The organism is Microcoleus sp. FACHB-672 (assembly GCF_014695725.1).
In the GTDB taxonomy this organism is placed as follows: Bacteria; Cyanobacteriota; Cyanobacteriia; order Cyanobacteriales; family Oscillatoriaceae; genus FACHB-68.
On record NZ_JACJOU010000020.1, the window covers coordinates 152208 to 174413 of the forward strand.

A 22206-nucleotide genomic window follows, 5' to 3' on the forward strand; every position below is an offset into this window, starting at 1 on the left:
TTACCGCTCAATAACTGTTGTGTTGGATTTCTAACAGAATATTTTTCTAGTTTTTCGCTATCATTTTAATTTTTCTGAATGCTTTTTATCCTGACTGGTTGCCGGCAACTTGCGACTCAACATCTGATGCGCCACTCAGGTTAATGCGTAGTGTTTGCTCCTGTCGTTTGACTGCTGCTAAAAGCTCAGCATTTTGGAGAATCACGCCCACTTGATTATTAAATATTTGTAAATATTGCTGATCGCTTTGATCAAAACTTGCCTGGAAATAATCAGGCACGACATTCGCCTGAATCGGCGCGTGTATTGAAGGCTCACCCGGTTTAATTTTATTGATTAATTGAGTGACAGCAATCAACTCACCGTCGGGATTCCAAACCGGCATACAGAGCAAACTGCAAGTGCGGTAGCCGGTGGCGCGATCAGTTTTCTTCGCCATGTCCGAATCCGGGTAATCATATAAATCAAAAGGAATATTTAGCGGCACCCCCATCTCTGCCACTTTGCCGGCATAACCTTGTCCCACACTCACCCGCAGTTCCTTCATCGAACCGTCACCAAAAGGAATTCTTGTCCACAGCTCGTTTGTCTCGCGATCCAGTAACCAAAGCGTGCTGCGATCTGCATTCATCAATTCTTTCGCAGCTTCCATCACGCGTTTTAGGATCGAATCGAGTTCTAAACTGCTTTGAGAAACCGAGCGAGTTGCTGCCATGAGTGCTGCCGCCACCCGCTGTCCTCTCGCTGTTTTATGATAAGAGCGGAAGCTTTCCAAAATCATTTGAATTAGGGGAGCATTTTCTGCAAATCGTTCTTCATCTAGTTGAGTAAAACCTTCTGGCTCAATTTGTTCAGACAAAGGTGACGTCCGATTATAAAAACGCTTTAATTTGTTAATTAACTGAATAACTCCAATTAAATTTCCCTGATCATTTAACAGGGGCAATGTCAGCATTGTATAAGTGCGATAACCATTTTTTATGTCTTGTTCTTTGGCAGTAGTAGAGCGGGGATCGTCATAAAAGTCGTAGGGAATATTAATAATTTGTTTGCTAGCTGCGACTTCCCCTACAATTCCTTTATCTGCCGGCAGTCGAATTTCTAAAGATCGATCCCCTTCCGCTTCAGCAATTATTGACCAAAATTCATTTCGTTCTTCATCAAATAGAAAAATCGTTGTGCGATCTGCACTCAATGATTTACCCATTTTTAAAGTAATTGATCGCAAAGTTGCGTCAAGAATATCATCAAACCCTTGACCGTCCATGACTTGATTAAGCATTGCTAATGTTTGGCTGACAACATTTTGCGGTTGATTTTCTGCTTGTTGTTTCAGGGCAGCAAACTGTTTAGCATTTTGCAAAGCAACTCCCACTTGAGAGTTAAAAATTTGCATATATTTTTGACTATTGGCATCAAAACTATCCTCGAAACATTCAGGCGCTTCCGGCCAAGTTTCGGGATCATATTCAAGATGCTCACCCGGTTTTCGTTTATTAATTAATTGCGTCACCCCGACTAATTCACCTTCAGGACTCCAAACCGGCATACACAGTAAACTGCAAGTGCGGTATCCTGTTTTTTGGTCAGTTCGCTGGGCGGTTTCTGAGTCAGGGTGATTGTACAAATCAAAGGCAATATTTAAAGGTTCGCCAGTAGCAGCAACTTTGCCGGCAAATCCTTGTCCCACTCGCACGCGCAGTTCCCGCACAGTCCCATCTTCAAAGGTAATTTTTGTCCACAATTCATCGTTTTCAGAGTCTAGTAACCAAAGCGTGCTGCGATCCGCATTCATCAATTTTTTAGCGGCTTCCATCACCCGCGTGATAATTTCTTCCGAATCTAGACTACTTTGAGAAACGGAACGAGTAGCTTCTGTGAGGGCTTCCGAAGCTTGCAATCTTTGAGTTAACTTATAACAAGACTGGCATCTTTCTAAAATTCGTTGCAGTGCCGGCGCATATTCAGCAAATTGCTGTTTATCTGCTTCTGTAAAACCTGCTTCTGCAATTCTTTCGACAAACAAATCGTTGGGATTATTCGGTTGTTTGAGTTTATTCACCAACTGAACGAAGGCAAAAATATTTTCTTTTTCGTTCAACAAAGGTGAAGTAAACTCATTATAAATGTGGTAGGCGGTTCTTTTATCCTGTTCCTGAGCAACTCCGGAATACCAATCTTCTGATAAATCAGCGGGAACATTGACTGCTTGCTTATAAATAGTGACTCGACCGGCACTTGGATTATTTGCCAATATTTGTATCTTTGTAGAACTTATACTGGCTGTTCTGGCAATCACTGACCACAATTCATTTTTATCTTTATCAATAAAAAAGATAGCCATGCGATCAACGCTCATTAACTCGCCCAACTTCAGGATAATCGAACCCAGAATTTCGTAAAGAATATCATCAAAATCTTTCCCCTCCATGCCGCTGAGCATCGACATGAGTTTGTGTTCTTGATTAGCAACCAGTTGCTGAAAGCTAGGTTGCAGAATTGCTAGAGCTTTGTTTAACCAAATCCAGTTAAAAACAGCCCCATAAATGCGGTTATAAGCCTTGAGGGTTCCCCCCTCTTTTACGACTAAGCCAGAAAGCCGCAATTCCATCTGTTCAAGACTTTGATCAGCGGCAATTTCACCACGCTGTAAAATTTGCTGGTAAAGTTTTAGTAGGGCTTCTGTGCGGTCTCCACTTCTGAGCAGCCGGTCGCGAATTGTCTTGAGATGCGGGGGTTCGTCTTGAGCTTCCCAATTCTCAATCAAGCGAGTTTGCACAACGTTTTCCACCCATGCTTCGGGATTTTTGATCAATTTACCTTCTGCATTCTCAAGAATAAGTTTGCAAAGCTTTTGGGTGAGAAACGGTTGGCCGCCGGTCCAGTCTAAGACAGCTTCTAGAACAGCTTCAGGATGGCTAATTTTCCCTTCAAAACCTTGAGCAAGTGGTTGAGCTTCATCAATTTCAAAGCCGTGCAATTCAATAGCGCGACCAATATTAAATGGAGTGTAGTTTTTATCTTTAATTAAATCTGATGGACTCGCAACTCCCAGCAATGCAAAGGTCAGCCGGTCGTATTCATTGCAGGCGCGAATAAAGGCAAAAAAGTCATAAGTTCGGAAATTTAAGCTAAGAATGCTATCAATTTCATCGATAAAAATAACAATTTGTTCACTGACAGAATCAAGCAATACTTGTTCAATAAACTCACTCAAGCACTGCACCGGCGGCAAAAACTCGCGATCTCGCAACCAAGACCTTAAATTAATCTGAAGGTGAAAACTTGTCACCAGGCGTCTCATCAAACCGGCATACCACTGCTGCGGCGTGATATCCTGGCTACCAATTTTCGTCAGATCGATTGCCGCACAAGCAACGCCTTCCGCTTGCAGCCGGTGCATTGTTCGCACCCGCAAGCTGGTTTTACCCATTTGTCGCGAATTAAGCACATAACAAAACTCACCGGCTTTTAACCCTTCATAAAGGTCTCGATCAGCTTGCCTGACGACATAAGTCGGGGCATCAAGGGGTAAATGCCCGCCTACTTTGTAGCGATAGTTTGAGTTTGGTTCTTCATCTAACACGGTTTCTGGTTTTTGCGAAAACATAGCGTCCCTGACAATTTAAGATGCAGTTGTAGCGCGGAAATGACCCACCTATTATCCGTTTTGAGATGCACAAATCCTGACAAAATCGATGAAATCGAGGCATTACATAATTGCTTAAATTACCGCAATCCTTTTTCTTTTAGTAGCACACCAGCCCAGATAGTATCTTCTACTTTAAGTGTCGGCACCGGCAGCTGAGTATAATCTACCGCTAAATCGAATTCTGCCCGGTCGTATCGTCAGATTTTTCTAAGTAGGGATTGATTCCTGGAAATGGAAAAGGCATTTTATCACCTCTAGCAATAATTCTGAATGGATATCTCTCATTTTTTTAACTTGAGGAAATTTTGTTTAGACGATCTCGGAAATACTGACGATATAAATCGAAACGCGGTGTTACCTCATTTCCCCGCAACTGCACTAACCCTAAACTGTGTAATTTAAACGCCGGCACAGATTCTAATTCAATCGGTTCGTTGGTTACAACTACTTTAGCGAATGCTGCCGCTAAATTTGGGTGCTGTTGGAGATTCCATAAGTGCCGGCGCAAATGATCACCATAAATTCCTGCTTCTGTGGGGGCAATTTCTGCCAGTTGCGTTAAGGTGAGTTGCTGCCCAGCAATGTGATAAAGCGCTAAGCGGACTAGATAAGGATGTCCTCCCACAATAGTCATGAGTTGTTTAACCTCGCTTTCCCCCCAATTCAGTCCATGCCGGCACGCCAAGTCAAACACTTGATCCGCGCTAAATTCCGACAATTCTATCGGCAAACCCACATTAAACGGTGATTGATTGATATCCAGAGGAATGTAAACTTCCGTTGAGTGAACAACGACTAAGCGCAGTTTTTCCCAAACATAGCCATCATTCGCCCCATATCCCGCTTCCTCATACCAAGCACGTAATAACCCAAAAAAATCATCGGCAATTTTGGGATAGTGAAAAACCCGATCAATTTCATCTAAACCGAGGACAAGGGGACTATCTGTTTCCGGCAATAAACAATCTTCAAAGAAAGCGGTACAGTTATCTTTACTGCCGTAAGTATCGCTCCAATAATCATCAACTTGATAAGGCAGCCGCAACTTTCTGCTAATTTTGCCACAGAACCACTGTAAAAGTTCTTTAAGGTTCGTAAAAACTGCCGTATCGGCGTGTTGAAAACTTAGAGGAACGGTGCGATATCCCTGTTCTTTTGCTTGATACAGAATTCTCGCCATTAATGACGTTTTGCCCATTTGCCTAGGTGCTTTAATCCGAATTAAACATCCGGGTTGCAAAATTTCTTTATAACATTGCGTTTCACAGGGAACGCGCTCAACGTAAAATGCAGAAGCAAGACGCACTTGACCACTTGGTAACTCAGGTTCGGCAACCGGCGAGGGTGGAGCATTCGGGTTGAGGGATGGGGAGGTGGAAATTGAGGAACTGCCGACACTTTCCCACTCTTCAATTTTATCCGGTTGTCCCTTTTCAACACCCTCTGCCAATTGCTTGAGAACGTCTCCTACGATCCTAGGAGTGTCTGTCGGCGAAACCCACTCACTCTGCACAGTTCCGTGTAAGTAGCTTTGCAAGTCGTGATTTAGCGACAAATTGGGAGGAAAATTAATCCGAATCGGTATCACAACAGGCTTGCTATTGTGGCGAGAGTCCCGCAACTGTCGCGCCCGCTGCAACTCTTCAATTACCATTTCACTCACGGCTGCTTGTGGGGAAAGTAGTAGTAAAAAACAGTCACAATCTTTGAGTTGTGAGTCAAGCTGAGAAAGCCAATCTTGTGCCGGCTGAATAGAACCGGGAGAACCCACTCCTAAATTCGTAGTAAATGCTTTATGTCCAGCCGCTGAGATCGCTTCACAAAATTGCGCCGCTAAAGACGAATCTGGTTCTTGGCTGCGATAGCTGATAAAAACTTTTTTAACCGCCAGACTAGCGGGTTTTCCTTGTCGCTCGATGGCTCTTTCAAGCGCTCCTTTTACCTTTTTTTTGGTAACTTTTTCTCCTAAAACGTCAGAAAGCTTTTGCCATAACTTATAACCAACATATTTTTCTATATATTCAGGGTTAACTGGGTAAATTTCCTCATACGTTTGTCCTTGCCAAGAGCCGGTGAACACTTCTCTTTCTAGATCGTTGAGGTGCTTGCCGGTGCTGGCATAAATTAAGTTATCTGCAAATTCTAAGGCTTCTTTACAATCCATATTGCCGGCTGAATTGAAGAATTTATTAATCTAAATTATAGAATTCACGTCATCCATCAGGCAAGGTAAAGAGCGAGTGACAGTGGGGCTTTTCCGTTTCAGTTTTGTCTGACTCTGTCTAGATCGCGCTCCGCAAGGTTGCTGAGCCTTGGCGCTTGCCGGTTGTACCGCGATTTTAAACCCTGCTTCAAAGATACTGCTTATTTAACTCAAACAGAGGTTTTTTGGTAATTTCACAAGTTTTTATGAGGTTTTATGAGGTTTTACGGAGTGAAAGCAAAAGGTAGAAAATTTTCTTGCCTAAAATTCTGAGATTTTCTGGTTACAATCTTGTGAACTCTGAACCATACTAAACAAAGTAGGAAAGCCAGATTCCGGAGTTAAAAAATGAAGAAGTGCTAAAAAAAGAGCAATAAGGGTGTGTTGAAATTAGGCGTTCAGGTTGCTGTTTATTCAGAGTTATAAAGATGTTTAATCCCACAGACGTACTTATTAAAACTTTCGCAGAAAGCTTACAAACTTGCTACCGTAAAACTTACGGAAATCTTAAGCCGAAGTATGCTGAAATGCTCGGCTGGGTTGCCAGTCTCGCTTTAGAAAACATTGCCAATAGCAACGCCCTTTATCATAACGTTGAACACACCGTTATTGTTACCCTGGTAGGGCAAGAAATCTTACGAGGCAAGCAGCTTCGGGAAGGAAATGTTTCCTGTGAAGACTGGTTGCACGCGATTATTTCTTTATTGTGCCATGATATTGGCTACGTTAAGGGGCTTTGCCGGCAAGACAGAAGCAAAGAAAGATTATTTGCAACCGGCGTAGGCGATGGCATGATTTCTCTGCCTCCGAGTTCAACAGATGCCAGTCTCACTCCCTATCATGTAGATCGGGGAAAACTGTTTATCGAGGAGCATTTTTCTGGGCACGATTTCATTGATGTTGAAGTCATTAAGCGTAATATTGAGCTGACGCGCTTTCCCGTGCCCAACGATGCAGATCATAAAGATACCATTGACTTTCCAGGCTTAGTTCGGGCAGCCGATCTCATCGGGCAGTTGAGTGATCCGCGCTATTTAGACAAATTGCCGGCACTCTTTTATGAATTTGAAGAAATCGGCACTAATAAAATCTTGGGTTATCGCCATCCTGGGGACTTGCGTGCCGGCTTTCCTAACTTTTTCTGGAATGTAGTGGATTCTTACATTCAAGAGGGAGTGCATCATTTAGAGGCAACCTATGCCGGCAAACAAATTATTGCCAGCTTAAGAATGAATGTGTTTGTCGTTGAATATGAACTGCTGTTAAATAATCTTCAGATGTCATTCGCCCCACAAGAGACATTAAGGGGTTTTGCGGAACAAGAGGGCAGGCACCGCTTGGGGGAGACTAGCTTATCTTGTGAACAGCGACGGGAACATCCCATTTTTGTAAATAGGTAGTGCCGGCATCTTGCCCGCTTGTCCTAATCTCAGCAAATGTTAGTTGAGTTTTAAACCCAATGTTTTAAATTAGTGCCGGTGTTGCGCTACCCAACCCATCTATCGCCTTCTTTTGTGAAATTGGAATGACAAAATAACTGTTTAAGCTTGAAAGCTTAAACAGTTATCTGTCAATTCTTGAAAGTTGCCGTGTCTTAGCATTTATTTATTAATTTTACCTTCAACCGGCCTCACCCGCAAAAACAGAAAATTGGAAGTAAATGTTAAATTTAACAAAATTAAAAGGTAAATCCAGTAAAATAAAAAATTATTTAACCAAACAGCACTGACAACAAATCCAACCTGTTAATGGAGAGAGTGCTAATCTAGAAACAAAGGGCTTTGCCCGGTCTTATACTGTCATTTTGCAGAATTATGTCATCACACGACCTGTTAATGTTAGGAATGCTGCTGCTACCCGGTTTAGCGCTATCCATCGCGATTATGAGCGCATTTGCCGCCGGCGGTTGAGTCTTGAGTGGGGAGTTGCAACTGTTTTGAGTGATCAAATCTTAGGACAGTTGCAACTCCCAAAATCTTGACCTCATAACCACCCAAAATTACAAGCCCAACAACTTCGCACTTTGTTCAGGATTTACCAAAGTATTGGCGCACAAAATCCCAGAAGCAGCAACCGCTGGAACGCCGATACCGGGCATCGTGCTGTCTCCCACTCGGTACAAACCGGCAATCGGTGTGTGCAAGCCAGGAAACATCCCCTTGCCAGCCGCAATTGCCGGCCCGTAAGTTCCTTGATAGCGGCGCAAATACTTCGCGTGTGTCACCGGCGTCCCGATCATTTCCATGTTAATACGTTGCCGCAAGTCTGGGATCACCCGTTCCACCGCGCGAAACAAAGGTTGCGCTTTCAGTTGTTTGCGTTCCTCATAAGCGCTATCTCGCTGCCAACCGGCATAAGGTTCCAACGTATAAGCATGAACCAGATGGTGTCCTGCCGGCGCGAGTTGGGAATCCCAAACACTGGGAATGGAAATCATGCAGGTATTGCCGGGTGTGGCGATATCGAGATCGCTGTCGTGAACAACGACATGATGACCCGTTAACGCTTCCAAACCCTCACCTCGGATGCCGAGATGTAAATGCATAAAGCTTTCCACCGCCGGCGTTTCAAGGGCATCGCGTCGATAAGATGCCGGCAAGTCTTCGGGTTTAAGCAGATGGGTGTAGGTATCCCAAATTGTGGCGTTGGAAATAACGATTGGTGCGTGGATCACTTCACCCGATCGCAACTGCACACCCACCGCTCGACCCGATTCTACCAAAATTTGCTCGACATGAGTTTTCAGCCGCAGCCGGCCTCCCCAGCGTTCTAATCCTCGTACCAACGCATCAACAATGGCGGTACTTCCTCCGACTGGATATTCAACGCCCCAGCGGTTGCGTTCCCCAAACATAAACGCCACTTCTGGCGCAATGGTTCCGTGTGCTTTCAAACCGGAAAGCAGAAAACATTCCAAATCAATGAGCTGCCGCACTTGCGCGTCAGTGACATCCCGATCCATTACCTGGCCGGCAGAACCCTGGATCGTGCCAATTTGAGGCAGCAACTTCAACAAAGCCGGCCAAGATCGCAGCAATGCCGGCAGCATTTGCCAATCCGCCCGTAGTGCCAAGGTGGGGATATCTTTAAGCGCATCGTAGAGAGTTAAGAGGCGCTTCTCAAAGCGCTCTAATTCCCGCGCACCTTGGGGCGTAATCTGGGCGACAGCTTGTCGATAACGTTCTGAATCAGAATACACCGGCAGCGTGAAATTTGGAAAGTGGTAATGACCCAGCGGTTCGTAAGGGACGGTTTGCAGAGATTCCCCCAAAACTTCTAGCACTTGCCGCAGGGGGTTGAGACTTTGCCGGCCTGATAAGCCGCAGTAAAATGATGGGCCTGTGTCAAAGTGAAATCCCTGCCGGTGAAAGCCATGTGCGGCGCCACCTGGGGCTGTGTGGCTTTCGCAGACCACCACAGTTTTACCATAGCGAGCCAGCATTGCCCCAGCCACTAAGCCGCCAATGCCGGTGCCAATGACAATCACATCAAAATCTGGCATGAATCTATCTAATTCAAGGAATGCGGCAAAGACTGCAGATTTTTTGAAAAAATGACAAAATGCGGGATTTTAAATGAGTTTCTTCACTTCAAAATTCCCGCATTGCAATAGATATTTTGGAACTCAAGCATTCATCTCCTACATCGCAGATGAATGCTTGTGAGAACAGCTTTATTTACGCACTTTTTCCGGCCCTTCTTTCATTATCTTCTAGAGTTTGTAAGATTTCCAGGTATTTTGAGGACTGGAATTGAACGGTTTTTACAAAACTCTTGAGACTATGATATTTTAGCGGAATAGATCCTTGGAAATTGCCTTCTTCTAAGTTTTGTTCCAAATAAGTTTCTAAGTCCCGGACGCTGTTTTCAATGACAGCCATCACCTCATTGACTCGCTGTTCTACCAATCCTTTAACAACGGCTTCCAGTTCGAGTTGCTTTTTAATGGTGTCACTAATTCTTCCTTCTGTATCCTCAGTTCCCAAAGGAAATTCTGGAATATTTAAGAAGCCGTAGTTACAACTATCATCCTCATCATCATCCTCAAAGGCATCTTTGCTGTTTAGTGGCAGCGCAAGATAGTCTTCTGAAGAAGGGTTATACGGAGCTTTTAAATCTATTGCTGTAGGTTCATCCTCATCCGCATCGTCAGTAATATCCCGACCTTTTTGCAGGTATTGATAGTAAGGTAGCAGACAGTCAACGATGATTCCCGCTGTGCCGATCTGCTTATCTGGCTCATCCAAGCAGGCTGCTGTTCCGTACAATCTAAATTCTAAATCTTCGGGTGTTTCGCACGAATAAAACAAGGCTCTGACTATCTCATCAAATTCTAGCGAATCAAGCGTCGCCCAGTCTTGCGTGCTGTAGGCAAATTTATAATTCAGGGCGGAAAATACCAGAACTTTTGCTCGCCGGAGGGTTGAATCTCTGGCAACTTTAAATTTTAAATCGTATAAATCGTAGGGATATTTTACTCCTTTTTTGAGTTGTTTTAATTGCGTGCGTATCCGTTTTCTTGATGCCAAATTTTCTGGATACAGTTTATTTAATTTTTGAATCAACGTATTGGCTAGCATGAAATACTGAACTTTTTTATTCAGTTTTTTGACAACTTGAATCAGAACCGATTTAAGCTGCCCGTAAGTTGGGGCAATTTCGTGCAGGTCTTTAATTAAGGTGGATAATTGAATAGCTTCGAGCTTTTTCAGGTCATTCTCCCATGTATTTTTGCTAGCGCATAACAGGAGTTTTTTGACTTTGATTAAATTTTCAATACGTTCTAAATCTTTGACAACGTCATCTACAAATTGTATCGTTTCCATGTGTTTGTTTCTCCTATGGAATGCCCAGCAAACAATTGATGGCGGCTGAAAGAGGAGTGCTGGCCTCTCTTCGTGGCGGTTGCGGACAGCCCGATAAAACTCATATCGAGATTACTGCGATTGAGATTTTGTAGGGGGTGTAAGGTATATAATACCTCAGCCGGCTAGTTCGCCTGATTGCCGGAGGTTTTCTAATCGGCTGAGCATCACATTTATCGTAAAGAGTGAAGAGTGAAAAGTGAAGCGTGATAATACTGATCTGCCATTATCTACTGTGAAGTTCCTGCTAGTTTAGTTTATCACATTTCACTTTATGCTTGTATCTTTTCACTCAATTTTTCAGGCGTTTGCACTTTCTGCCGGCGGTGTCAAGCAATCTTTAAGGCTGTAGACGACCTGAGTTTGCTGTGCCGGTGAAAGTTCTGGGAACATCGGTAAGGATAAGACCTCTGTTGCAACCTGTTCGCTCACCGGCATCTGGCCGGCTTGATAACCCAATTCTTTGTAAACTGGTTGCAGATGCAAAGGCAAGGGATAATAGACCATTGAACTAACGCCCAACTGCTGTAGTCGCTCTCGGACTTGGTCGCGACCGGCACCCGTTGGCGACGTTTGAGCAATGCGAATCGTGTATTGATTCCAAACGCCGCGCCCCTCAGACAGTTCTTGAGGGCGAATGATGCCTGGAATTGGACTCAACAGTTGGTCATAATGCACCGCAACCGCCCGACGCCGGTCATTCCAATTATCAAGATAACGCAGCTTAATTTGAAGAATTGCAGCTTGTATAGTATCAAGCCGGCTGTTCATGCCAATTTCTTCGTAATAGTAGCGCCGTTTCTGGCCGTGTTCCTTCAGCGCCCGAACTTCAGCGGCGATTTCAGGATCATTCGTTGTCAGTGCGCCACCATCGCCACAAGCACCCAGATTTTTGGTGGGAAAGAAACTGAAGCAACCAATATGACCAATGCTACCAACTTTTTGCCCTGCCCATTCAGCGCCGGTGGCTTGAGCGCAGTCTTCAATCACCGCCAAACCGTGCTGCTGGGCAATTGCCATCAATTCAGTCATGTTCACCGGCTGCCCAAACAAGTGTACCGGCACAATCGCCCGCGTCTTGCCGGTAATCGCAGATGAAAGCTGATTGAGATTAAGATTGTAAGTTTGCGGGTCAATATCCACAAACACCGGCGTCGCGCCGGCATCACTGATGACCTCAGCCGTGGCAAAAAATGTGAAAGGCGTTGTAATCACCTCATCCCCAGGGCCGATTTTTAAAGCTCTCAGGGCTAAATAGAGGGCATCTGTACCAGAGTTGCACGCCACACATTCAGACACACCCACATAGGCGGCAAACTGCTGCTCAAAACCTTCCACCAAGGGTCCGCCAATGTAACGGCCCGAGGCGAGTACCCCTAAGACCGCTTTACTGACTTCTTCACTAATGGTTTCGTACTGTTGGGCTAGGTCAAGAGGGGGAATGTTATTCACTCGCTTACACCACAAGGTTCAATTTCTTGTGATTATCTCAGACACCGTCTAAAGAGTGCAGCATACAAGGCCAGCGCGTCGCTGGTGCTCAGGTGGAGGACCGCCTGTGATTCACAGGTAGGCCACAATTCCCTAGTGATTCAGCCCCATTTCTGGCAAATCCGGAAAGCAACAGCCACCCTGCCCAAAATAAGTAAAAGTGCGACAATTAACCAATATTTAACCTTTCCTGCTAACGCGCCCATGCCCGTTGTTTTCCTGGCTTTAGTCAGTTTCGCTTCTTGGTTCATCAGCGCCTTGGCTGGTGGTGGCAGTCCTTTATTGCTGATTCCACTGGTGAATTTTCTATTGGGTTCCCAAGCCTTAGCCCCAACCCTCACAACGGGAATGCTGCTGGGAAATTCCCAGCGGATTTTCATGTTTTGGCAGCATATCAACTGGACTGTGACGTTTTGGTATTTACCGGGTGCGATTGTTGGGGCGGTTGCCGGCGCTTATGCTTTTACCAAAATCCATCTGGATTGGCTGCAACTATTAATCGGCCTGTTTTTGATGATTACGGTTTTTAGCTTCGGTTTTGGTAAAAAAGAACGTATTTTTACGGCCAGATCGTGGCATTTCTTACCCGCTGGCTTTGTGTATGCGTTTGTCTCAGGAATTATTGGCAGTAGCGGGCCGGTGATGAATCCGCTTTACCTGAACTATGGCTTGGTCAAAGAAGAGATGATCGCCACAAAATCAGCCAATGTGGTGGTTGTTCATATTGCCAAAATGGTGACTTATGCAGCTTTGGGCGCTTTGACTCCGGAGTATCTCGGATACGGGTTGGTGATCGGTTTAGCAGCAGTCCCGGCAAACTACCTTGGTCAGTACGTTCTCAGCAAGATGAGCGAGCAACAGTTTCGGCAAGTCGTTCTTGCTACAATGGCAATTTCTGGTGCGTTGATGGTGTGGGGTCAGCGAGACTTGATGAGTTTTTGGTAAAAACTTTTGGCGGTTCCCGGGAATCGGGAGGGCCGGTGAGAGTTATTGAATGTCAGGGGACTTTTTAACCTCTTATCGCTGTGCGAGGTAAGCATCGGCATTGGATTTCTCCAACCTGCCGGCTACCGCAAGCATCGGTCGTATACCCCTATCTGTACACAATCAAGGGCCAGGGCAGAAGCGATCCGAAGAGTGATTGGGGTCACTAAGCTCAGTAAAAATTGTCACATCCTCGTCAGGGTTCAATCACCCAGCTTGACTGTAAAATAGCGCATACTATGGATGAACAAACCGTTCTTAAAGTTCAGATGCCCACCCCTCTTGTTCTTAAGTTAATTGCAAGCAACCTTGGCAGTGATGCCGGCACCACCCCGCCCTCTCTTGCCGGCGTTTTCCCCCCGCAGTTGATAAGTTTCACAGAGGCGAAAGCTTTTCATCGCAAACAGCCGATTTTTTCTATCATGACCCCACCTTTTAAAAATTATCTCTCACTTCTTTTGAATCCAATTCGTACTTAACAATATGATTCATCCTCAAGACTGAATTTGGTTCCTTTACTGTCTGTTCCTTCTGAAGGCAGGTTTTATTAAGCAGCCGTGAGTGTAAAAATTGAAATACGTTAGCCGCACGCAATCATTAACAAACGCTCATCAAGGTTGAAATCATTGTCATCAGGCAATCACTCTTTTTTACAAGATTTGTAAAAAGCAAATATTTTTTTAAATCAGGGTTCATGTTTAAATTTCAGGGAGAGTCTACCAATGGTCAGAAATTTCGTCAGCACTGCAATTCAGAATGAGACTTCTTTACAAGTGACAGAACAAAGAAAAATTATTCAAAAGGCTCAAGATAAAGTCTACCGATTTTGGCTGGATCTTGTCAGACAAGAATCATCTCATCGGGTTTTAGTAGAATTTAAAAATTTATTTATTCATCTTCTTGATGCGTCTAATCCAGAAATTATTCAAGCTTTTTATGAAATTATTATTTCTGGCGACGAAGAGGAGTTTGTCAACACCATAAAACGGTCTTGTTATATTTTAATTAATAATTGGGCTGCCGAGAGAAACCACCAGGCAATTCAGCAGTTAGTCATGGAAGTGTTTTCTGATTCAGCGATTCAGGAACATACTTCGTCCATGACGTTAAATCGGCTGAGGGAATGGATAGAAAACTTTATCAAGAGTAAAGATTATGAGGAGTTAAAACTGTTTGCTTCTCGGTATGAAGAAGCTGAAGAAAAGCATTGGAGTGACCGCTATACTTCCTATTTGTTGGTGCATCAATACATTAATATAAAAAATTCACCCGAACAGCGGGAAGCTGCTAGAATTCGATCACAACAACTGAAAGAGCGGTTTAAGTTTGATTTGGCTATGTATACCGCTCGTTCTAATTCTCCACTTTATAAGAATGAGAACCCTAAGAACCCAACCGGCTTAGGAGATGAAGTTTTAAAGCTGATTAAGCTGATTGTGGTTAAACGTGGGCAATTTAGCTATGGTAACCTTGCGAATATTTTTCTAGAACAAACGAAAGAATTGAGGTATGAAGATTTTAAGCAAAGTCTTCAAAAATATTTAATTTACTCGGTAGACAACAAAGATTGTGTGGAAGCGCTGCATATTAAATTATCTAAAAAGCTTCAGCCGATCTATCAAGAGCATAACGAGGAACTCGTCAATGATGCAATTCTGCTTAGATCGTGTAAGCGAGTTGTGGAATTTTTGACGACCGAAAACCACAAAACTCCGTCCTCACTGTTTGTTTTACTCCTCTCTCAAGGTCATCCAATTACCTTGGTGATTATTTTGCTTAAGGTAGTCTTGATTTGCAAGCCGATTCGTACTTACCTGGAAGGATGTCTAGCAGATCTGATCCAATATTATCTTAATTACCCAGAAGAAGAATGTCAGTGGGTGGTGAATTTTCTGGAAATTTTAAAGATTACTTTTGTCATTTATGATGATAACGTGCAGTACAACTTGCTCAAAATGAAAAATAGCCTCAAAGAAGAGAGTTCGACAATTAATCTAGATGCTTATCGCGTGTTTTCACAGCTCATGGCGAAAAAGGAAAGTAATTTAGAAGCAGATTTAAATACGGCTGTACCCCTTGCCGGCAACTCGCCTGTGTATGTAAACCCTTTTGACACCACCGGCAGCAATGCAGACATGGATTTCAATCCGTTTGCGGTAGAGGTAGAAGAAATTTTCGCACAGTAAAATAAGACGTTGATTGTTAAAAAAATAATCTGTAAAACAGATTATTTTTTCGATTTGTGCCAATTTGATAGATACTTTTGGTGTGCATAACGATTAACCCACCGGCAGGCTTGAGCGAGATCCACCCAAGCCAGAAAAGCACCGGCAACTTCTGCTAAAACACTGACCAGCCGGTAAAACGCAACAGCACTTAAAATTAGGCCGGCAGAAAATTGACCTTTTAAAAGCACCGTCACAGTCGCTTCAAACACTCCGATTCCCCCCGGTGCTCCAGGCACAACCAGTCCCAAGAGCCACGCCAAACTAAAAGCGCCTAATAGCATTGGCAGACGCACAAGTGCCAAGTTTTGGACTTCTGCCGGCGCGATGGCGAGGACGGTTAATAAGAATCCCGCGCCACGCAGTCCGAGAAATCCCATCTCTCCCATCAGTAGCCAGAAAGGGTATCGCTCAATTTTAAATTCATCCCCATCTGACTGTGACTGGCTACCCAGCGCTTTTTGCTTCACGCGTCTCAGCAATTGCATCACGGGATTTAAAACCCGGGGATGAATCACTATCAGTACAAACGGCAAGGTAATCCAGGCATATTGCCACAGTCCGCCGCGATTTGTGAAGAAACTGCCGGTTAAGGCGATCGCTAAGGCGGCAGCAGCCATTAACACCGGCTCGATTAGTACGCTTAAGGCTGCCACATCTGGGGAGATTCCGATGCCGCTGACGGCTAAAATGCGACCGTAAAAGTGCCAAACATTTCCGGGTAGATACTTAGCGATATTCGTTTTCAGGTAAACTCGAACACCCCATAATACCGGCACCGGCTGCTTGAACTCCCGCAGAATCCAAGTCCAAACCCATCCAGACCAAATGTGAGCGAGGAGGGTGACGCCTAATGCAGTTGCCAAACCGGCCAATTGTGGGCCGGCAATCTGAATGGCGGCGACTTCCTGCCAGTTGTCCTTGAGCGTTTTCGCCAAGAAAAACAGGGTTCCGCCCAAAATCACCCAGCGCAAATAGGGCTTCAGTTGCGATTTAATTAACTGCGCTCGCTTGAGAATTTGACGAAAAAGTTGTTGCCCCATGCTAGATATTTTTTTGTTGGCTAACGCACATTTTAAATAGCTGCTAACCGTTATTTCCTCATTTAAACCAGAGTGGGAAGTCAATCCAGGTTTAGAATATGTTAAAAGCTAGCGTTGTGTTTAATGATAATTTTTTATTGCCACGATAAGTTAAACAAGGTGATGCAGTGGGGAACTGTGCGTTGGAAAAGCGTTATCCTGAGATCTCGTACCCTTGTTAATAGAGTTCAAGCAGCACTAATTGCTGCTAAATGTGTTTCTCCAGATCAGCCAGTGAGTAATCTACCACTGTATAGTCCTCAAAACACAAACAAGTTCGGGCAAAAGCTATCAGGAATAAAAGCGCAGTCTATTTGTGAGCGATTGCCCCAAATAGCCGGTAAAATTTGACTGGTAATTTCAAGACGCAGCTTATGCTGAGCGTTCAACGTATGGAGGAAGACGAAAATCGTGGCAGCCAAGCGCATCTTGGTCATTGATGATGAGGAAGATATTCGCGAAGTCGCTCAACTCAGCTTGGAGATGGTTGGCGGGTGGGAAGTTCTTACAGCCGGTTCGGGCAGTGAGGGAATTGCTAAGGCTGAAGCTGAACTGCCTGATGCCATCCTTCTCGATGTCATGATGCCTGATATGGATGGCCCTGCTACCTTTGCTAAAATGCAGCTGATCAAGGCAACCCAGCAAATTCCCGTGATTCTGTTAACCGCTAAGGTACAGGCAACCGATCAGCGGCGATTTGCTGAATTAGGCGTTGCGGGGGTCATTGCCAAGCCTTTCGATCCGATGAACCTCGCTAATCAAGTTGCTCAAGTATTGGACTGGAGTTTTTAAGAAGCGGTTTGCTGTTGAAGAAATGCTTGATTTGCCTTAAATCAAGTTACTTTATGATGAGAGCGGCTTGCCGGCACGTTTACTTAATCTGTGTTTTCTCCAATAGGGATAAACGCCGGCTCTCACCTAATTTTAATTGCATATTACAGGACAAATGTCAAGTACAGCAGTGATTTTCCCCTGCTTTATCTGCCGGAAGTAGGGCAGGAAAACGAATTCTTTGCAAAAATCGGCTGTATCTTCACGACTTCTTCACATTCGCTAGCTACGCTCAAGAGAGTAGGTAAAGTCTCTCCTGAGCGTGAACCCACTAATTCGGAGGTGAGAAACCGGCTCTCGGTCGCCCTCACGTTCTAAGAAATGACTGCCTCGAGACAGGTTTCGTGTGTATCTGTGAGATTAAAGTTTACTTCCAAACATTTATCACAGTTTAACTGGGACAAAATCGCTAAGGGTTTCTTAAAGTTAAGAAACCCTTAGCCAAGTTTATTTATCCTTTCTGATTAACCGCTTTGTTTAAATAATTCCTAGAGAAGCCTAATATCAAGATATGACTCTAATTTTTTAAAAAATGTAAACAAAACTGTAAAAAATAAGTGAAGAACGAGTAATCTTAAACAACTCAATAAACTTGACGATTTATTATAGATCAGGAGTTGAAGAATGAACAGAGAAATGATAAATTTACTAGCTCCCGTCGTTACAGAAGACGCGGAAAAACTGTTGGAAAATTACACAAACTGTGTTTATAAAAAAGATTTTGTCATTTCTCACTGGCACCAAGAGTTAACGGCTTATGTCCTGAGCCATCTGCCCTAAGCTATTAAAAAATTAGATAAATAAATTAAATAAACAAAACAGCTAGAAGATAGATCGAATTCAAAAGTGGGAATACTAAAAAAGTCAGTTATTTATCTCACTGGCTTATACCAATATATCCCAGCAAAAAGGCAATTTTTTAAAAAAATTGCTCGATATCTTAGCACCCTTGAAAAATAAAAATAAAAAAAGCGACTGATTTAATGGGTTGAAAGTTTAATGCAGGGCTGGGAAATTCAGGGTAGCCGTGGGAGAAAAGGATATGCAGTTGAGGCTGAGCTAGCCGTGAAAACACCGGCACAAACATAATCAAGGAGAGACCCATGCAGTACACTGCAGAATATTTAGAAAGTCAGGGAGAAACCGCTCAATCGATGCAGCCGACGCGTTCCCTACAAGTTATGGCGCGTTTAGCGATTAGCCAGTTGCATCAACTCGTACCCTGCCGGCAAGCCAGCCTAGTCAAGTTCGATAGAGAAGCCGGTTCCGCAACCATCCTCGCTACCTACACCATCGGCGAACCCCCCAGAGAAAAAGCAACCCGCCTACCCCTCGAAGTCTTGGCGCTTGCCCCAGAAATTTGGCAAGGTGAAGTTCACCTAACAGGAAACCTCCTCAACCTCTCCAATCCTTCAAGAGCGCTTCAAGCCTTGCAAGCAGAGGGCGTGTGCTGCTATCTCAGCGTACCAATCGTCGGGCATCCAGAAGACTTTCGCCCCGCTAAAGCCCCCATCCTGGGTTGCATCAACATCGGGGCAGACACTCCAGACGCCTTTACCCCCGAACACATTCACTGGGCGTGTGACGTAGCTAGTATGGTGGCAGCTGCCATTGGGCAAGCCGTCTTATACCAACAGGCGCAGCATCAAGTCAATGAGCTAGAACAGCATCTCGCTGAACGTACGGCGGTAGAAACCGAGTTGATCTCATCTGTGCAGGCGGCTGATGAACAGCTGCAACAAAAAGCCAAGGAACAGCAGCAGTTAGAAGCAGTGGTGCGCCGGCAAGCCCAAAAAGAACGGCTGAGTGTGACAATATCCCAGCAGATCCGGCACTCTTCCAGCCTTCAAGAAACGCTCAACATGGCTGCCTCAGAAGTCAGAGAGGCGATGCAAGCTGATCGGGTGCTAATCTATCGATTTGCGGAAGCCTGGAGCGGTTCAATTGTTGTAGAATCTTTAGCGTCGGGCTGGATATCTATGCTGGGATTTTCGCTCCGCGAACCCTGCCTTTCTAGCGACCCGTATCTGAGCCGGTATCAGCGCGGTCGCTTTCAAGCGATTGAGGATACCAGCACTGTCAATTTGGAGCCGGCTCATCTTGAGCTTCTAGAATTTTTCGGGATTAAATCTCAGTTAATTGTCCCCTTGCTTGTGGGTGAAGAATTGAGAATCAACCCCGCACAAAAAACTCTAGATTCTCAACCGTCAAATTCCCCTTCAAAATTGTGGGGATTGCTGATTGCCCATCAGTGCGAAAGTAGCCGGCAGTGGCAACCATTTGAAATTGATTTAGTGACCTCAGTTACGACACAATTAGAAACTGCAATCCAGCAATCGCGACTGTGTGAGAAGGTGCGGCAGCTCAATGCAGATTTAGTCCGTCAAGTTGAAGACTGCAACGAACAGCTGCAACAAGTTCTGGAGTTTGAAGCAATGCTGCAACGCATAACCGATAAAGCCTGCAACAGTCTTGATGAAACTCAGATTTTGCAAACAGCAGTTCAAGAACTGGCTGAGGTGCTAGGCATTGAAGAGTGTAGCAGTGCAGTGTACAGTGCCGACAGAACAACGGTTACGCTTTGTCATGAACACTCAACTTCGTCGCCGCCTTCGCCACGCAGCCGACCAATGGCAGACTTTCCCGAAGTATACTGCCAACTGCTTCAAGGCAAGGAATTTCAGTTTTGTCAGGCCGGCAGCAACAACCTTCAAGGGAAAGCAGCCATCTTAGCTTGCCCGATTTCTCATGGGGACGAAATCCTCGGCGATTTGTGGTTATTTAAACAGTCAGAGGATAATTTTAACGATCTAGAAATTCGCTTAGTGCAGCTCGTGACGCATCATTGCGCGATTGCACTTCGACAAGCTCGACTTTATAAATCCGCGCAAAATCAAGTAACAGAACTTGCGAAACTTAATGAGCTGAAAGATGACTTTTTGAGTACAGTGTCTCACGAATTGCGGACGCCTTTGTCGAATATGAAAATGGCGATTCAAATGCTCGCGATCTCGCTGAATCAGGAAACAGGCTTTTTTGCAGAATTGACCAAGCCGGAAGCAGAACGCAGCAAACTCGCCCGCTACTTCCAAATTGTCCGAAATGAATGTGAGAGAGAAATTCACTTGATCAATGACTTGCTGGAGTTACAGCAACTTGATGCCGGTTCTCAAACTTGGGCACCGGCAATCATCCAACTGCAACGGCTGATCCCGCAAATCGTCGAGCCTTTTGAAGATCAAACTCGTAACTGTCAGCAAGTTTTGCAACTGGAGATGGCACCCGATCTGCCAGATTTATTCGGCGATCCATCGATTCTGAAGCGAGTTTTAGCAGAGTTGCTGACCAATGCCTGCAAGTACACGCCGGCAGGTGAGCAAATTACTGTAGACGTTGTTACAGTGGGCGACCGAGTGCAGTTCAGCGTCACCAATTCCGGTGCTGAAATTCCGTCAGAAGAATTAAACAACATTTTTAAGAAGTTTTACCGCATTCCCAAAGCCGATCGGTGGCAGCAAGGCGGGACTGGGTTAGGACTTGCAGTGGTGAACAAACTGACCGAACGCTTGGGAGGTACAATCCAAGTCAAGAGTGAAGCCGGTCAAACTTGCTTTACTGTGGATTTACCCATTAATGGACCCAGCCAAACAAGCTAAGTCTAGCCGGCTCAAACCTTGAAAACGGCGCTTTTATCAGAGTCAGGAGAGGACAAACTATGCGGAAGTTTAAGGATCATCAATCCCAATTGCGGATAGCACAGTTGGCGTGCCGGCAAATGATGCCGATGAGTTTAGCCGTAATTTTAGGATTAGCCGGCGGCGTCTGCTCACTTCAAAGTGCAATTGCCTCCGAGATAGCCCAAGCTGATCCCAGCCGCATAGACCTTTCCCTCAACTCTCAGCCTGATGAAACCTACGAAACTTTAGTTGATAGAGCCAAAACAGCCGCAAACGCAGTCATTCAGCGAAGATTTAATAATAGTTCGGTGAGTGAAATCACACTGAGTATTGTGGGTCAGAACCAAGGGTTAATCGCACCGATTTTGTCTGTACAAGTGAGCCGCGATCAATGGCAAAGCCAGCCTGATCTAGAACAATGGGCAACCTACTTTCCCAGTTCAAAAATTTTGCTAGGATTTGAAGCTCCAGAACCCGCACCCGGGCAGCCGGTGGCAACACCCATACCAGGGCAGCCGACGGCAACACCTACACCCGGGCAGCCGGCTACAGTACCCACACCAGGGCAACCAGCTACAGTACCCACACCTGGACAGCCGACGGCAACACCCCAACCAGGGCAGCCGGTGGCAACACCCATACCAGGGCAGCCGACGGCAACACCCACACCCGGACAGCCGACGGCAACACCCACGCCCGGACAGCCGACGGCAACACCCACACCCGGACAGCCAGCTACAGTACCCACACCAGGGCAGCCGGCTACAGTACCCACACCAGGGCAGCCGGCGGCAACACCCCAACCAGGGCAGCCGGCAGTAACACCGATACCTGGCCAACCCATAAATCTTCCCAACACCGGCCAACCAAGCACCGTTCCCAACATCGGCCAACCAAGCACTGGCCAACCAAGTACCGTTCCCAACACCACACAGCCCAACACCACACAGCCAAATACTACACAGCCCAACATCACACAGCCCAACACCGGCCAACCAAGCACCGTTCCCAACACCTCACAGCCCACAAATCTTCCCAACACCGGCCAACCTAACACCGGCCAACCAAGCACCGTTCCCAACACCACACAGCCTAATACCCCACAACCAACGATAATAATCCCCAGCACAGGTCAGCCAATTATCATTCCCAACCCAAGCCAACCAACACCCTAGTAACCTAAATTCCTGCGAATC

The 22206-nt window shown here is 45.2% G+C and carries 13 protein-coding genes; 7 read left to right on the forward strand and 6 right to left on the reverse strand.

What is annotated here, in order from left to right; translation table 11 throughout:
- Window positions 1-85: 85 nt before the first annotated feature.
- Complete coding sequence (locus H6F56_RS16650; RefSeq protein WP_190670176.1) at window positions 86-3610, reverse strand: GAF domain-containing protein; 3525 nt, start codon at window positions 3608-3610, stop codon at window positions 86-88.
- A gap of 331 nt (window positions 3611-3941) precedes the next feature.
- Entirely contained in the window at window positions 3942-5816 is a 1875-nt protein-coding gene (locus H6F56_RS16655) for an AAA-like domain-containing protein (protein ID WP_190670178.1), read from the reverse strand.
- Between the two features lie 467 nt (window positions 5817-6283).
- On the opposite strand from H6F56_RS16655, the gene H6F56_RS16660 reads away from it, so the two are divergent.
- Window positions 6284-7255: an Npun_R2479 family HD domain-containing metalloprotein gene (locus H6F56_RS16660; RefSeq protein WP_242032050.1), complete on the forward strand. Its 972-nt coding sequence runs from the start codon at window positions 6284-6286 to the stop codon at window positions 7253-7255.
- Window positions 7256-7854: 599 nt separating this feature from the next.
- Here H6F56_RS16660 and H6F56_RS16665 read toward each other — a convergent pair.
- The 3 genes from H6F56_RS16665 to H6F56_RS16675 form a co-directional block, all read right to left on the reverse strand.
- The gene (locus H6F56_RS16665; protein WP_190670180.1) at window positions 7855-9357 is read right to left on the reverse strand and encodes a phytoene desaturase family protein; all 1503 of its coding nucleotides are present in this window, start codon (window positions 9355-9357) and stop codon (window positions 7855-7857) included.
- A gap of 175 nt (window positions 9358-9532) precedes the next feature.
- Entirely contained in the window at window positions 9533-10681 is a 1149-nt protein-coding gene (locus H6F56_RS16670; RefSeq protein ID WP_190670182.1) for a hypothetical protein, read from the reverse strand.
- 339 nt (window positions 10682-11020) lie between these two features.
- Window positions 11021-12172 (reverse strand): DegT/DnrJ/EryC1/StrS family aminotransferase, encoded by a 1152-nt coding sequence (locus tag H6F56_RS16675; RefSeq protein ID WP_190670184.1) that lies wholly within the window; start codon window positions 12170-12172, stop codon window positions 11021-11023.
- Between the two features lie 243 nt (window positions 12173-12415).
- Between H6F56_RS16675 and H6F56_RS16680 the strand changes: the two genes are divergently transcribed.
- The gene (locus tag H6F56_RS16680; protein WP_190670186.1) at window positions 12416-13156 is read left to right on the forward strand and encodes a sulfite exporter TauE/SafE family protein; all 741 of its coding nucleotides are present in this window, start codon (window positions 12416-12418) and stop codon (window positions 13154-13156) included.
- A gap of 761 nt (window positions 13157-13917) precedes the next feature.
- A complete protein-coding gene (locus tag H6F56_RS16685) occupies window positions 13918-15381 on the forward strand; it encodes a hypothetical protein (protein ID WP_190670187.1) in 1464 nt (487 codons plus the stop codon).
- A gap of 41 nt (window positions 15382-15422) precedes the next feature.
- Here the strand turns inward: H6F56_RS16685 and H6F56_RS16690 are convergent, their stop codons facing one another.
- On the reverse strand, window positions 15423-16463 hold the full coding sequence (locus tag H6F56_RS16690) for a lysylphosphatidylglycerol synthase domain-containing protein (RefSeq protein ID WP_190670189.1): 1041 nt from the start codon (window positions 16461-16463) through the stop codon (window positions 15423-15425).
- A gap of 450 nt (window positions 16464-16913) precedes the next feature.
- Between H6F56_RS16690 and H6F56_RS16695 the strand changes: the two genes are divergently transcribed.
- From H6F56_RS16695 to H6F56_RS16710, 4 genes are all read left to right on the forward strand, one after another.
- Entirely contained in the window at window positions 16914-17294 is a 381-nt protein-coding gene (locus tag H6F56_RS16695) for a response regulator (protein WP_190670191.1), read from the forward strand.
- Window positions 17295-17957: 663 nt separating this feature from the next.
- Window positions 17958-18113, forward strand: a complete 156-nt coding sequence (locus H6F56_RS16700; protein ID WP_190670193.1) for a hypothetical protein — start codon at window positions 17958-17960, stop codon at window positions 18111-18113.
- A gap of 323 nt (window positions 18114-18436) precedes the next feature.
- Window positions 18437-20989 carry a GAF domain-containing protein gene (locus H6F56_RS16705; protein WP_190670195.1) on the forward strand — a complete coding sequence of 851 codons (2553 nt, stop codon included), beginning with the start codon at window positions 18437-18439 and terminating at the stop codon, window positions 20987-20989.
- Window positions 20990-21048: 59 nt separating this feature from the next.
- Window positions 21049-22185, forward strand: coding sequence for a hypothetical protein (locus tag H6F56_RS16710; RefSeq protein ID WP_190670198.1), 1137 nt, complete (start codon window positions 21049-21051; stop codon window positions 22183-22185).
- Window positions 22186-22206: the final 21 nt, after the last annotated feature.

What these genes read in the sequence shown, in the direction of transcription:
- H6F56_RS16650 (WP_190670176.1), bottom strand. Translation starts at nt 3,610, where the DNA reads ATGTTTTCGCAAAAACCAGAAACCGTGTTAGATGAAGAACCAAACTCA.
- H6F56_RS16655 (WP_190670178.1), bottom strand. Translation starts at nt 5,816, where the DNA reads ATGGATTGTAAAGAAGCCTTAGAATTTGCAGATAACTTAATTTATGCC.
- H6F56_RS16660 (WP_242032050.1), top strand. Translation starts at nt 6,284, where the DNA reads ATGTTTAATCCCACAGACGTACTTATTAAAACTTTCGCAGAAAGCTTA.
- H6F56_RS16665 (WP_190670180.1), bottom strand. Translation starts at nt 9,357, where the DNA reads ATGCCAGATTTTGATGTGATTGTCATTGGCACCGGCATTGGCGGCTTA.
- H6F56_RS16670 (WP_190670182.1), bottom strand. Translation starts at nt 10,681, where the DNA reads ATGGAAACGATACAATTTGTAGATGACGTTGTCAAAGATTTAGAACGT.
- H6F56_RS16680 (WP_190670186.1), top strand. Translation starts at nt 12,416, where the DNA reads ATGCCCGTTGTTTTCCTGGCTTTAGTCAGTTTCGCTTCTTGGTTCATC.
- H6F56_RS16685 (WP_190670187.1), top strand. Translation starts at nt 13,918, where the DNA reads ATGGTCAGAAATTTCGTCAGCACTGCAATTCAGAATGAGACTTCTTTA.
- H6F56_RS16690 (WP_190670189.1), bottom strand. Translation starts at nt 16,463, where the DNA reads ATGGGGCAACAACTTTTTCGTCAAATTCTCAAGCGAGCGCAGTTAATT.
- H6F56_RS16700 (WP_190670193.1), top strand. Translation starts at nt 17,958, where the DNA reads ATGAACAGAGAAATGATAAATTTACTAGCTCCCGTCGTTACAGAAGAC.
- H6F56_RS16705 (WP_190670195.1), top strand. Translation starts at nt 18,437, where the DNA reads ATGCAGTACACTGCAGAATATTTAGAAAGTCAGGGAGAAACCGCTCAA.
- H6F56_RS16710 (WP_190670198.1), top strand. Translation starts at nt 21,049, where the DNA reads ATGCGGAAGTTTAAGGATCATCAATCCCAATTGCGGATAGCACAGTTG.